Source organism: Methylovulum psychrotolerans (assembly GCF_002209385.1).
GTDB classification, from domain to species: domain Bacteria; phylum Pseudomonadota; class Gammaproteobacteria; order Methylococcales; family Methylomonadaceae; genus Methylovulum; species Methylovulum psychrotolerans.
In genome coordinates, this window is record NZ_CP022129.1 from 1,582,586 (window position 1) to 1,595,427 (window position 12,842).

Annotated in this window: 11 protein-coding genes; 4 read left to right on the top strand and 7 right to left on the bottom strand. The window is 50.9% G+C overall.

Annotated elements, in window-relative coordinates:
• Nucleotides 1-11 precede the first annotated feature (11 nt).
• Complete coding sequence (locus CEK71_RS07195) at nucleotides 12-608, bottom strand: TetR/AcrR family transcriptional regulator (RefSeq protein WP_088618753.1); 597 nt, start codon at nucleotides 606-608, stop codon at nucleotides 12-14.
• Nucleotides 609-935: 327 nt separating this feature from the next.
• Between CEK71_RS07195 and CEK71_RS07200 the strand changes: the two genes are divergently transcribed.
• The 4 genes from CEK71_RS07200 to CEK71_RS07215 are packed head-to-tail and all read left to right on the top strand — an operon-like array spanning nucleotide 936 to nucleotide 4,112.
• Nucleotides 936-1,472: a flavoprotein gene (locus CEK71_RS07200; RefSeq protein WP_088618754.1), complete on the top strand. Its 537-nt coding sequence runs from the start codon at nucleotides 936-938 to the stop codon at nucleotides 1,470-1,472.
• Complete coding sequence (locus CEK71_RS07205; RefSeq protein ID WP_088618755.1) at nucleotides 1,469-2,857, top strand: DUF6513 domain-containing protein; 1,389 nt, start codon at nucleotides 1,469-1,471, stop codon at nucleotides 2,855-2,857. The genes CEK71_RS07200 and CEK71_RS07205 overlap by 4 nt, the downstream gene beginning before the upstream one ends.
• On the top strand, nucleotides 2,854-3,417 hold the full coding sequence (locus CEK71_RS07210; RefSeq protein ID WP_088618756.1) for a DUF447 domain-containing protein: 564 nt from the start codon (nucleotides 2,854-2,856) through the stop codon (nucleotides 3,415-3,417). The genes CEK71_RS07205 and CEK71_RS07210 overlap by 4 nt, the downstream gene beginning before the upstream one ends.
• Nucleotides 3,414-4,112, top strand: a complete 699-nt coding sequence (locus CEK71_RS07215; protein ID WP_088618757.1) for a (5-formylfuran-3-yl)methyl phosphate synthase — start codon at nucleotides 3,414-3,416, stop codon at nucleotides 4,110-4,112. Before CEK71_RS07210 ends, CEK71_RS07215 begins: the two co-directional genes overlap by 4 nt.
• A gap of 56 nt (nucleotides 4,113-4,168) precedes the next feature.
• Here CEK71_RS07215 and clpB read toward each other — a convergent pair whose 3' ends face one another.
• The 6 genes from clpB to CEK71_RS07245 all read right to left on the bottom strand — a co-directional run bounded on the left by clpB (nucleotide 4,169) and on the right by CEK71_RS07245 (nucleotide 12,825).
• Nucleotides 4,169-6,745 (bottom strand): ATP-dependent chaperone ClpB, encoded by a 2,577-nt coding sequence (clpB, locus tag CEK71_RS07220; RefSeq protein ID WP_088618758.1) that lies wholly within the window; start codon nucleotides 6,743-6,745, stop codon nucleotides 4,169-4,171.
• A 165-nt stretch (nucleotides 6,746-6,910) separates the two neighbouring features.
• Nucleotides 6,911-7,666 carry a peptidase gene (locus CEK71_RS07225; RefSeq protein WP_088618759.1) on the bottom strand — a complete coding sequence of 252 codons (756 nt, stop codon included), beginning with the start codon at nucleotides 7,664-7,666 and terminating at the stop codon, nucleotides 6,911-6,913.
• A gap of 68 nt (nucleotides 7,667-7,734) precedes the next feature.
• Complete coding sequence (locus CEK71_RS07230) at nucleotides 7,735-8,532, bottom strand: transglutaminase-like domain-containing protein (protein ID WP_088621533.1); 798 nt, start codon at nucleotides 8,530-8,532, stop codon at nucleotides 7,735-7,737.
• A gap of 35 nt (nucleotides 8,533-8,567) precedes the next feature.
• Nucleotides 8,568-9,263: a P-loop NTPase family protein gene (locus CEK71_RS07235; RefSeq protein WP_088618760.1), complete on the bottom strand. Its 696-nt coding sequence runs from the start codon at nucleotides 9,261-9,263 to the stop codon at nucleotides 8,568-8,570.
• A gap of 59 nt (nucleotides 9,264-9,322) precedes the next feature.
• Nucleotides 9,323-10,255 carry a transglutaminase family protein gene (locus CEK71_RS07240; protein ID WP_088618761.1) on the bottom strand — a complete coding sequence of 311 codons (933 nt, stop codon included), beginning with the start codon at nucleotides 10,253-10,255 and terminating at the stop codon, nucleotides 9,323-9,325.
• Nucleotides 10,252-12,825 (bottom strand): circularly permuted type 2 ATP-grasp protein, encoded by a 2,574-nt coding sequence (locus CEK71_RS07245; protein WP_332455534.1) that lies wholly within the window; start codon nucleotides 12,823-12,825, stop codon nucleotides 10,252-10,254. Before CEK71_RS07245 ends, CEK71_RS07240 begins: the two co-directional genes overlap by 4 nt.
• Nucleotides 12,826-12,842 lie beyond the last annotated feature (17 nt).

Here is a 12,842-nt window from a genome sequence, read left to right on the forward strand (position 1 = left end):
AAATAATAGCATCAATTCCTAAAATAATCATCCAATAAATTTTCGCAACATTGCTTAAGCGGTACCGAGGATTTATCAATTTTCATGCGCAACAACACTCCTTGCCAAGTGTTGACCAGCAAATCCGCCATTTCCTCTGCCGTCTTATCGGTTCTGACCGTACCTTCCTGCTGGGCTTGGCTTAAGCCCACTTGCAACAAATCGCGGTATTGGTTGACCGCCTGTTGTAGAGAAGCCCTGACCACCTCGCTGGTATCGCCAATTTCCCCCATTAAATTGCCTAATAGGCAACCGCCTTTAAAGTCGGTTTGCTCAAGCTCGGCAATCAGCTCATCAAAATAGCGCTTGATCGCGGTCAGCGCGTCGCAATTGGGATTTTGTAAATGTTCGCTTAACTGCCGGATAAAAGGGGCGATATAGTGCTGGGTCACTTCGGCGGCAAAGTTTTCTTTGCTGCCGAAATAATTATAAAAAGACCCCTTGGGGATTTGCACGGCATCCAAAATTTCTTTCAGGCCGGTACCGTGATAACCCTGACGGGTCAATAAGACTACGCCTTGGTTTAACAAATTGTCTTTATTGATTTGTTTTTGTGTGGGGTGTGACATAGCTTCCTAAACTTTTTAACTGCAATCGCCGCCATTATGCCGCTTCTATTGGGCTTACGTCAGCTAAAATATGCAAGAGTGAAAAGTTACCAAAATAGTTGTTAAGCACTTAATAGATTTTCGCAAAATTCCCCGCTAAGCTAAGGCGAATAGCAAATAGTTGGGCTCTATATGGGTTTCAATATCTTTTTTGGTTTGATGGAGCGCTGATTACGCCCTGCCACCAAACCCCTATTAGCAAAACCCTGCTTAAAATTTGTCTGACCACAAAAAGTGCCCACAATTCGGTTATAATAACCGTTTGCATAGACCGATTTGACACAATTCATGGATAAACCTCGATTAGCGTGGGCAATCACTGGCTCCGGCCATTATATAGAAGAATGTATCGCTTTCTTAATGACTTTGGAGGCCGTAGACTTATACCTGAGTCCGGCCGCCGAGGAAGTGCTGAAAATGTATGGCATCCCATTGCAGGATATCCGTAGCAGAATGTCGGTTTACCGCGACAAAGCCGCGTCAGCCCCCCCGGTCGGGCTGTTTTACAAAAGCTATTACCACACTTTCGTCATGGCGCCGACCACGTCCAATACTGTCGCCAAATGTGTGTTAGGCATCGCCGATACCTTAGTGACCAATCTGTATTCGCAGGCGGGCAAATGCCGCATCCCCAGCATCGTCTACCCTTGCGATATTGCGCCAGAAATGGAGACCACCGCCCCCGGTGGCAGAGTCATGGTGTATCCGCGTAAAATCGACTTGGAAGGCACTGACAAGTTACGGCAATTTGAGTACACAACCGTGGTGGACAGCGTTGAGTCCCTAATCGCGACGGTACAAGCCCGCTTGGCGACTTTGGCATGAGCGAACATATCCTATTTTTGACAGGCAAACTGGCCGAAAAGCAACTGCATAACATACTCGAAAAAATGCAGCCGGATTTTACTTATACGGTGCATCAATTGGGGCTGAAAGTCGCCGCACTCATGACCACCGACATGGTGGCAAGACGTTTGCACGACACCTTCGGGGCAGATAGGATCATTTTGCCGGGGCGTTGCCGGGGCGATATTGCCGCTTTGTCGGCGCACCTTAACGTGCCCGTCCTGCGCGGCCCGGAAGAGCTAAAAGATTTGCCGCAGTATTTCGGCAAAAAAGCCCAGGCTTATGATTTAAGCCGTTACCAAGTGAAAATTTTTGCCGAAATCACCGACGCGCCTAACTTAAGCGTCGCGCAAGTGTTGGAGCGGGCGGCGTATTATCGGCACAACGGCGCCGATGTCATTGATCTGGGCTGTTTGCCCAGCACCCCTTTCCCGCAGATGGAAGAGCTGATCCACGCCTTAAAAGCGGCGGGATTTAGGGTCAGTATCGACTCGTTGGTCGATGAAGATTTGCTGAGGGGCGGCCAAGCCGGGGCGGATTACCTGCTCAGCCTCCATGAAAGCAGCCTCTGGATTGCCGATGAGGTGGCCGCGACGCCGATTTTAATCCCCGAACACCATGATGACTTGGCCTCTTTGGACAGGGCGATCGCCATGATGCAGGCCAAAAACAAGCCGTTTATCGTCGACCCAATTTTAGACCCCCTGCATTTTGGCTTTACCCGCTCGCTGGCGCGTTACCATGAAGTCAGGACCCGGCATCCCGGCATAGAAATGATGTTGGGGGTAGGCAACATTACCGAACTAACCCACGCCGATACGGTCGGAATGAATGCCCTGTTGTTGGGCATTTGTTCCGAATTGGATATTAACCATATTTTGGCGACCGAAGTCAGCCGCCATGCTTGCCGGGCGATTAAAGAGGCCGACGTGGCCAGACGTATTATGTTTGCCGCCAAACAGCAGGCCACTTTACCGAAACATATCCACCCTGGCCTGATGACCACGCATGAAATTGCGCCTTTTCCCTATTCGCCAGAAGAGATACGCGAATTGGCCGGGGCTATTACAGACCCCAGTTTCCGTATCCAAACCAGTGCCGAAGGCCTACATATTTTTAACCGCGATGGCTTATACAGCGCGACTGACCCGTTTGCCCTCTATCCGCACCTCAATGTCGGCCAAGATGGTGGCCATGCTTTTTACCTGGGGGTAGAGTTGGCCCGTGCCGAAATCGCGTGGCAACTCGGCAAGCGCTTTACCCAAGACCAGGCCTTAACCTGGGGTTGCGCCACCGACCAGGCCGAAGCCACCGTTGACTTACATACTTTTAAACCCGCCGGAACTACTTTGCCGAAAAAATGATTCAAGAAACCATAGTCACCACTCAAGATAGCACAGGTGCTAGCCATATCGCCCCGATGGGTGTCCACTGCCAAGGCGATGAATTCATCATCCTGCCGTTCCGGCCTTCGACAACCTTGGACAATCTGCTGGCAAACCCTAACGCCGTGCTCAATTATTGCGATGATGTGCGGGTGTTTGCCGGTTGCCTGACCGGACGGCGCGAGTGGCCCCTCCAAGCAGCCGTCCATGTCAACGCACCCGTTTTAGCGAATGCCTTGGCGCATACCGAAGTGCAAGTTGTGCGCATAGAAGACGACAGCACCCGCCCTAAGCTGTTCTGCACGGCGGTGCATAGCGTCAACCACGCCCCGTTCACCGGGTTTAACCGCAGCCAGTTTGCGGTATTGGAAGCGGCTATTTTGGTCAGCCGTCTACATTTATTGCCGATGGCAAAAATTGAGGCCGATTTGGCGTATTTGCGTATTGGTTTTGAGAAAACCGCTGGTGAGCGCGAACGCGAAGCCTGGGATTGGCTGATGGAAGCCATTGAAACTTTCAAAAATGGAGACAGGCCATGACCGGCATGTTAGCAAGCGTCAACAGCATTGAAGAAGCCTTAGAGGTATTGGCAGCACAGGTTGACATCATTGACCTGAAACAACCTGCACACGGCGCTTTAGGGGCTTTGGACACCGAAGTTGTCCAACAAATTGTCGAGGCCATTGGCCATCGCTGCTTGGTCAGCGCCACTATTGGCGATTTGCCGATGCAGCCGGAGTTGGTCTACTTTGCCACCCAAATTATGGCACAAACAGGGGTTGATTATATAAAAATCGGCTTTTTTCCGGACGGCGACTGGCCGACCATGATTAACAAGTTATCGGCATTAACGCCCCAGCATAACCTGATAGCCGTGCTGTTTGCCGATGCCAGTCCCGATCTGAGCCTGATAAAACTCTTTAAAAGAGCTGGTTTTAAAGGCGTAATGCTGGACACCATGACCAAAAACCGAGGCTCATTGACCAAAGCGATGGATGTGATGGAACTGCGCCAATTCATCCGTTTGGCGAAACGCAATAAACTGTTATGCGGCTTGGCCGGTTCCTTACGGCTGACCGACATTCCTGGCCTGATGATCTTAAAGCCCGATTATTTAGGCTTTCGCGGGGCATTATGCGTCGGCAACAAGCGCACCGCCCAACTGAATGGCGAGGCGATCACGCTCATTAAACAGGCGATAAACCCCGTGAAGCCGGCTTCCCTAAAAGTCTAGCACCAGACCCCGTAAGCATAGGCCTTACCAAGGCCTATGCCACAGCCTATCCGGCGTTATTTGCCAAAAACCAAATGCCCCGCCCCGTCAACCGCCACCGTTATCACATCACCGGCCACAAAATCCCCCGCTAAAATGGCTTGCGCCAGCGGGTTTTCCAAGTGCTGCTGGATAGCGCGTTTCATGGGTCTGGCTCCATACACCGGATCAAAACCCGCTTCGCCGAGCAAATCTAACGCGGCTTCGCTGATGACAAAACCGAGTTCGCGGTCTTGCAGGCGACGGCGTAAGAAGTCGATCTGAATGCCCGAAATGGCGCGGATTTGTTCGCGTCCTAAAGGGTGGAACACCACCGCCTCATCAATCCGATTAATGAACTCAGGCCGGAAATGTTGGCTGACCCGTTCCATTACTGCCGACTTCATCACTGGATATAACGTCTCACCAGCCAATTCTTGGATAATATCGGAACCCAAGTTAGAGGTCATGACAATGACGGTATTCCTAAAGTCCACCGTCCGGCCTTGGCCGTCGGTCAAACGCCCGTCATCCAACACTTGCAATAAGACATTGAAGACATCGGCATGGGCTTTTTCAATCTCATCCATCAGAATGACCGAATAAGGCCTACGCCGCACCAGTTCGGTCAGATAACCGCCTTCTTCATAACCGACATAACCCGGAGGTGCGCCAATCAGGCGGGCGACCGAATGCTTTTCCATAAACTCGGACATATCAATACGCACCATCGCATCGGTGGTGTCAAACATGAACTCCGCCAAAGCCTTGCATAACTCCGTTTTACCGACCCCTGTAGGCCCTAAGAATAGGAACGAGCCATTAGGGCGGTTAGGGTCTGATAACCCGGCACGCGAGCGGCGGATGGCGTTGCTGACGGCTTTTAGGGCCTCTTGCTGACCAATGACCCGCTGGCTTAAAAACTCTTCCATACGCAATAATTTATCGCGTTCGCCTTCAAGCATTTTCGAGACCGGAATCCCTGTCCATTTCGATACCACTTCGGCAATTTCTTCGTCGGTGACTTTGTTACGCAACAAGGTCATTTTTTGGGCTTCCGCAGGTACCGCTTGGTTGAGTTGTTTTTCTAAAGCCGGAATAATGCCATACTGCAATTCGGCCTGACGCGCCAAATCGTTAGCGCGGCTAGCCGCTTCCAACTCGGTTTTAGCGTGTTCCAGTTTTTCCTTAATTGAGGCCGAGCCTTGCAAAGAGGCTTTTTCGGCTTTCCAAATTTCTTCCAAGTCGGAATATTCTTTTTCCAAATCGGCAATTTCGTCTTCAAGAATTTCCAGACGTTTTTTCGAGGCGCTGTCTTTTTCTTTCTTAAGCGCGACTTGTTCGATTTTCAATTGGATGAGGCGGCGGTGCAAGCGATCCATCGCCTCCGGTTTGGAATCAATTTCCATACGGATGCGGCTGGCGGCCTCATCGATCAAATCAATGGCCTTATCAGGCAATTGCCGGTCGGCAATATAACGGTAAGACAACGTAGCGGCGGCGACGATAGCCGGATCAGTGATTTCCACACCATGATGCACTTCGTATTTTTCTTTCAAACCGCGCAAAATGGCGATAGTGTCTTCAACTGACGGCTCATCCACCAACACTTTTTGAAAACGGCGTTCAAGCGCGGCATCTTTCTCGACATATTTGCGGTACTCGTCTAAGGTCGTCGCCCCGACACAATGCAGTTCGCCCCGCGCCAAAGCCGGTTTGAGCATATTGCCCGCATCCATCGCCCCTTCGGCTTTACCTGCACCGACCATGGTATGCAGTTCGTCAATAAAGAGAATGACCTGCCCTTCTTGTTTGGCAAGATCACTTAACACGGCCTTCAAGCGTTCTTCAAATTCGCCGCGAAATTTGGCCCCCGCAATCAAAGCCGCCATATCTAACGCCAACACTTGTTTGTGTTTCATGCCCTCAGGCACTTCGCCATTGACAATACGTTGCGCCAAGCCTTCGACAATAGCCGTTTTACCGACGCCAGGCTCACCGATCAGCACCGGATTGTTTTTGGTGCGGCGCTGCAACACCTGAATGGTGCGGCGGATTTCATCATCACGGCCAATAACGGGGTCGAGCTTGCCGCGTTCGGCGCGTTCGGTCAGGTCAATGGTATATTTTTTTAAGGCTTGGCGCTGGTCTTCGGCATTGGCATCATTGACCGCCGCCCCCCCGCGCATCGCATCGACCGCTTTTTCTAACACGGCCTTGGTTACGCCGTATTTTTTCAGCAAGTCGTTAAGCACGCCTTTTTCTTCGCAAGCGGCGAGCAGGAACAGCTCACTGGAAATAAACTGGTCTTGGCGTTTTTGCGCCAACTTATCGGTCAGGTTAAGCAAACGGGTTAATTCATTCGACAATTGGACATCGCCGCCAGAACCGCTGACGGTGGCGATACGGTCGAGCAATTTAGCCAAATCTTGGCGTAATGCGCCAGGATTGGCATTGATCTGAGCGAGTAAAGGCTTAACACTGCCGCCTTCTTGATCGAGCAAGGCCGCCATGACATGGGCGGGTTCTATAAATTGGTGGTCTTTACCCAACGCCAAACTTTGGGCATCGGCAAGGGCAGACTGGAACTTGCTGGTGAGTTTATCCATACGCATAGCATTACCTTTACATTTGTAGGTTTTTAGTTAGCTAGGATATGGGGGGGAGCGGCGACACTTTCAAGGAAGGGGGAAATATTTTGCCCGTTACTTTCATCACAAGATTTTGCGTAAGCTAAAAAAGCACCCTGCCCAAAGACAGGATGCCGTTTGCCCAAGCATTTACAGTTCTACACGCATTGGCTTAACCGCATTTTTATCCAACGAAGGCAAAGCCGCGATAGCCTCGCGTAGTTTCGTTTCCCAGCTACGGCGGAGCTGGAGCATGTAATCGTCGCCGTCATCAAAACAATAATATTCCTGAAAAGCGAAGCTGTCTTTACGGTATACCAGCATTTCTACCGGCGCACCGACACTGGCGTTACTGCGGATAGTCGAGTCCATAGACACCAGGCAGCACCGCGCCGCTTCATCTATGGAAGTGTCCAGCTTAAGGAAACGGTCAAGGATCGGCTTACCGTATTTGCTTTCGCCAATTTGCAAAAAGGGCGTGTTGGCGGAAGTGGTGATGCTATTGCCTTCGGCATAGATCATATACGCGCCGTGCGGCTCCCCGCCGATTTGTCCGGCCAAAATAAACGTCGCCGACGGGTTAAAGGCCGATTGACCCTGAGTATTGATGTGCTGCTTTTGTTTTTCGACGCTGATATGGCCTAAATAATCGGCGGCTTCGGACAAGCATTCGACCGTATTGATATTCACCTTGGCCTCTTTGATTTTATCGCGGTGCATTTGCTCAAGGACGGCCTGAGTAGTGGCAAGGTTACCCGCCGAAAGCAAAATTATCTTGCGGTCGGGACGGCTATCGAAAGCGTGCATTTTGCCATGCGTACTTACATTATCAATACCCGCATTGGTTCTTGAATCGGAAACCAGGATTAACCCTTCGTTGATTGAAGCTGCAATACAATAAGTCATAGTTGTTATTTTTTATGAGACGTTCAAAATGACCGCTATTTTAATCTTTTTCGGACAGAAATGCGCCATCAATTCATGGAATTACCCAAGTTTTCCACCCGCACCACCATGCTGGTGAGGATTGCCCCGAAACCGAACTGGTGAAAAACCGATACATCGGCGGCATCGCGGCCAAATGCGATAATCACCCGCCCACCATATAAGCCATATTGGGTAGGGTCAAAAGCATACCATTGCCCGCCAATATAGGCCTCAAACCAAGCGTGCATATCCATAGGCTGGAGATTATGCAGATACCCCACGACAATCCGTGCCGGAATGCTGATGCTGCGGCATAAGGCTATCCCCAAATGTGCCAAGTCACGGCAGACCCCGAAACCCCGTTGGTAAATTTCGGTCGCCGACAAATGGACATCGCTAGAGCCGGGTAAATACTGCACATTTTGGCGTATCCAGTCGGCCAGGCAAGCCACTTGGTCATAACCCGGCAAAGCCCCTGCGGTCAGGTCTCTGGCCAGCTCACCAAAGCGGTCAGATTCGCAATAGCGGCTAGGCAACAGATACGGCAAGACATCATTAGGCAAGTATTGGATTTCGACAAAATGCGCTCCCGGCATGGTGTCGATAAAATCATTAACAATCACTTCCGCCGAGGTATAAAGTAAAAAATCCCCTTGTGGTGCTACCAGCCGCTGGCAGGAATTACCGTAACTATCCGTGCTTTCGGTCACTGCCACGGCGGGCTTGATGGTGTAGGTCTCCCGGATAATCCATTGTTGTATGCCCCGAAATGGCCGCAACATTAAGATCAGCGCGACCGGATTATCAATTTGGAAGCATAAGTTACAAGTGACTAACAGCCTCATAACCGTTTTATCCCCTGCCCTGCCCATCAAACGGTTCAAACGCCCAACATATCAAGCTGGCTATAGGCATGGTTCAACCACATTTTGACCCGCTGCCTATCAATCAGGCCCAAGGCGTTAAGGTTTTCAAGGTCACGGTTTCTGGCCGCCCAAAAACTGGAATTGTTACCGTCAATTTTGGTCATGATCGGCGTATACAAACGTTTTAGCGTCATCACTTTTGCGCCCATATCCACCGCACGGTCTTTAACACCGGAAAATTCCAGTAAGCTGAAATCATCTTCACGCACTTGGTTTTGCACCAGAACATAGTGTAATTTCACGCCATAATGGTCCAACAGCTTACTGAGCAGTTCGACACTGTCCTTACCCGAATCCATAACATTCCAATACACCAAAGACACGCCCATTTCTTCGGCTAATTCCAGCACTCCGCCATCATCTATCCATGTCGCCAACGAATGGTGAGTTTGCGCCGCCAAGTCCACCAACACCCGTTGCTCAGGATTGGCGACCGCCGTTTCCATGATAACATCCAGGCTTTGGTAATCGTCAATGATGGTCGGTGACGCATAATCGGCATAAAAACGCAGTAACGCACCGTGTGAGCGGTCAGTGTCGAAACCAATAAAAGGGATATTGCTGTCAATCATATATTGCGCCAATACCCGCGCCAGCACCGATTTGCCGACACCGCCTTTTTCACCGCCAATTAGATGTATAGTAGTCATAAAATCCTCCGTTTTAGTTTGAATGCTTAGCAATAGCCTTATGGTTATGCTGGTAAAGGTTAAAAAAATTCTTCGCCAAATCCTCCGTCCCCCTCCAGGCGCAACACATCCACAGAGACCGACAGAGTATGCTGGCCTCCCCCGAAAGCAATGCCTTTTAGCGGCGTGACATCGGCATAATCACGTCCCCAAGCCAACGTGATATGCTGGTCATGGGGCATTTTGTTGTTGGTCGGGTCAAAATCCAGCCAGCCCAAATCAGGGATGTAAACGGCAAACCACGCATGGGAAGCGTCGGCACCCACTAAGCGGGGTTTGCCCGGAGCGGGTACGGTTTCCAGATAACCGCTGACATAACGGGCAGGAATGCCAAAGCTACGCAGACAACCGATAGCCAAATGGGCAAAATCCTGACAAACCCCGCGCCGTTTCGCCAACACCTCCAATAAGGGTGTGGCAATAGTCGTGGAAGTGGGGTCGTAAGTAAAATCGGTGTAAATCCGCCGCATCAAATCCGACACGACATCCAGCAGCGGGCGGTCGTCTTGAAAAGACGGCAGGGCGTAGTCCGCCAATTCCGGCGAAGCACTAATCATCGGCGAATCCAAAACATATTGCTTGGCCTCCAATAAGGTTTGCAGTTGTTGCTTATTCAGGTTTTGCCCGGAGGTTTCCTGAAAAAAATGCTGCACCTGCCGCCAGCTTTGCTGCGGTAACAGTTCATGCCGTTGCCGTCCGGGAAATAAGCTGATATCGCTGACTGCCGTCACCACTAGCTGCCTATGTGGTTGCTGGATGGCAAAATAGGCGAGGCGGTTGCCGAAATAATCGCTCAGTTCCCGAAAATCTTTAGGGGGCGGGATAATCTCAAAACGGCTGTCCACACAATGTTGCCGCCAAAAATTGCGCGGCTGCAAACGCGCTTGGTTTTGGCATAAACCAACGGCTTGGCTGTAATTGTAGGTCGTTGTATGGGTGATGCGGTATTTCACGGCTCGTCCTCAGGCGGGATATTCGCGGTCATTAATTGCGAGGTCTGGGAATGGCTGAAATAGGCTTGGGCGATAGTATCGGCAATCCCCCACAATAATTTTGTGGTGTCGGCAAGCAATTGCTCCAACTGCGTATAGATGCCCTCGTCATCGCTAATTTTTAGCAAATCGACGATATTGCTCAAACGCAAGTCAGTATAAGCTTTAATAATCAAACGCTCTTCTTCGCTTAACTTACGCTTGCTTCGGTCTCTAGGTAAGGCGCTGATATGCTCAGATAACAAGCGTAGCTGATAGGCCACCGAACGCGGATGGGTCTCGTCCAACAGCAACAATTCCAGCACTGCCGACAATTCCATAAAAGAACGGTAGCGGCGCTGGTAAATGGTCAGGCTGTCGGTAGAAAACAGCACCGCCTCCAATACTTGATTTTGCACCGCCGTGTCATAACGCTGGACCAGCGTGGCGCGTAATAAGGCAATCAACGCCAAAGCCCGTTCCAAGCGGCGGCCACTACCCAGCATCAGCCAGCCGGCCTCACGGGTCATGGTTTCGCTAGTCAGACCGGAAAAAGCCACGACCCCAGTAATCAGGTCATCCAAATAACTTTGCAATTGCTCAATGACGATTTCCCCATTGACCACCCGCAATTTCCAGCGGTACTGGATATTATCGACACTCCGCCAAGTATCCTGTGACCATAAGTCACGGATATTATAGGCGGATTGGACGAATGCCTGGATATTTGCCGCCAATGACCCAGGGCGGTGGCCATCTTTAGCAAGGGATAATAATTCGTCTTGCGGATGTTCCAAGCTCTCAGGCGGGCCGTTAACAAACCCAGGATACGTCATTGTAACGTGAGTAAGGCTATGCAGTAAGGCCGCCAGCGCGACACTGTCAATCGTGTCCTTAAACTCCAGCATGTCCTGATATTTTAACAAGGCCGTACGCAATAACCGGGCGACCGCTTCCGTACGTTCCAGATAACGCCCTACCCAAAACAAATGGTCGGCGGCGCGGCTGGTTAACGGTTCGGTGACGGCATCAAGCAGAAACAAACGGTTCGGCTGAACCAAAACACTCGGCGCTTGGCTAGGCTCGGCCGCCAATACCCAAGTGTCCTTACTGATGCCGCCTGCTTGGTTAGAAACGGCCACATCGTCCTTATCTTGAGCGACACGCGTCAGGCCACCTGGCATGACCAAGTAATCTTCACCATTAGCCACTACAAAATTGCGTAACACCGCCGTGCGCGGTTGGATACGGTGGCTGATAAAAGAAGGTACGGTCGAAGGGGTCACTTGCTCTTGGCCGACATACAAATGCGGCTTGGCTAAAATTGCCGCGCGTAAGGCATCTTTTTGCGCGGCACTTAAGGTATTGCCCGCCAAAAAGCTAGTATCTTGCCGACGGTTGATTTGCTTAATATCCAGATGTTCGAGGTTTTGCAGGACAAAATCACGCTCGCGCTGTTGTCCGCACCACCACGTCGCCACTGACGGCAAAAGTAGGTCTTCATTCAAAAAGTACCTGGCCAGTTTCGGTAAAAATGCCAGCAAAGCCGGATTTTCTAAGACGCTGCTGCCTAAGGGGTTGGCTATCGCCACATTGCCGCGCCGTACCGCCTCCAATAAGCCGGTCACCCCCAAACGCGAATCGATACGCAGTTCCAAAGGATCACAAAAAGAATCGTCGACACGGCGCAAAATCACATCAACATGCTGCAAGCCTTCCAACGATTTTAGCCAAACATGCCCGTCCCGCACCGTCAAGTCATCACCTTGCACCAAGGTATAGCCTAGATAAGCCGCCAAATACGCATGTTCAAAATAAGTCTCGTTAAAAGGGCCCGGAGTCAGGACGACAATCCGGGGATTTTCCTTATTGTGCAGGGCAATATTGGCCAAGCCTTTACTGAGGCCCTTAAAAAAACCCGACAGGCGGTGGACTTGGGTATCGCGCAAAATATCCGGCAAGACCCGCGTCATGACGGTACGGTTCTCCAGCGCGTAGCCAAAGCCTGACGGGGCTTGGGCGCGGTCATCCAATACCCAAAAGCGGCCTTTGGCACCACGGACTAAGTTGGCCGAATAAATTGTCAATTGGATAGGCTGGTTTTGCAAAGTCCCCTGACAGGGATGCAAAAAACCCTGATGGGCAAAGACCAGTTCCATAGGCAACAAGCCTTTTTTCAGCAGGTTTTGTTCGCCATAAATATCTTTAAGGATCAAATCCAACAGCCGCGCCCGTTGCTTTAAACCCGCTTCAATAACCGTCCATTCCTCACTGCTGATCAGCAAAGGGATAGGGTCTAACCGCCACGGCCTGGTCAGTTTTTGGGTATCGCCATAGACATTATAAGTAACGCCGTTTTCTCTGAGTAGGCGTTGGGCTTCACGGCGGCGATGCTCGATTTCCTCGCTGCCCATGGTTTCCAAGGCGTTGACAAAATGCTGCCAATAGGGCAAGACCTTATGCTCAGTCGTGACCATTTCATCATAGACACCCAGTCGGGTCTCGTAATATTGCACACCGATGTCGTTGGCTAATTCACTAGGGCTACGCACTCACTAGGCCTTTGGTT

Excerpts from the sequence above, each read along its gene's own strand:
- CEK71_RS07195 (WP_088618753.1), bottom strand. The coding sequence starts at position 608 with ATGTCACACCCCACACAAAAACAAATCAATAAAGACAATTTGTTAAAC.
- CEK71_RS07200 (WP_088618754.1), top strand. The coding sequence starts at position 936 with ATGGATAAACCTCGATTAGCGTGGGCAATCACTGGCTCCGGCCATTAT.
- CEK71_RS07205 (WP_088618755.1), top strand. The coding sequence starts at position 1,469 with ATGAGCGAACATATCCTATTTTTGACAGGCAAACTGGCCGAAAAGCAA.
- CEK71_RS07210 (WP_088618756.1), top strand. The coding sequence starts at position 2,854 with ATGATTCAAGAAACCATAGTCACCACTCAAGATAGCACAGGTGCTAGC.
- CEK71_RS07215 (WP_088618757.1), top strand. The coding sequence starts at position 3,414 with ATGACCGGCATGTTAGCAAGCGTCAACAGCATTGAAGAAGCCTTAGAG.
- clpB (WP_088618758.1), bottom strand. The coding sequence starts at position 6,745 with ATGCGTATGGATAAACTCACCAGCAAGTTCCAGTCTGCCCTTGCCGAT.
- CEK71_RS07225 (WP_088618759.1), bottom strand. The coding sequence starts at position 7,666 with ATGACTTATTGTATTGCAGCTTCAATCAACGAAGGGTTAATCCTGGTT.
- CEK71_RS07230 (WP_088621533.1), bottom strand. The coding sequence starts at position 8,532 with ATGAGGCTGTTAGTCACTTGTAACTTATGCTTCCAAATTGATAATCCG.
- CEK71_RS07235 (WP_088618760.1), bottom strand. The coding sequence starts at position 9,263 with ATGACTACTATACATCTAATTGGCGGTGAAAAAGGCGGTGTCGGCAAA.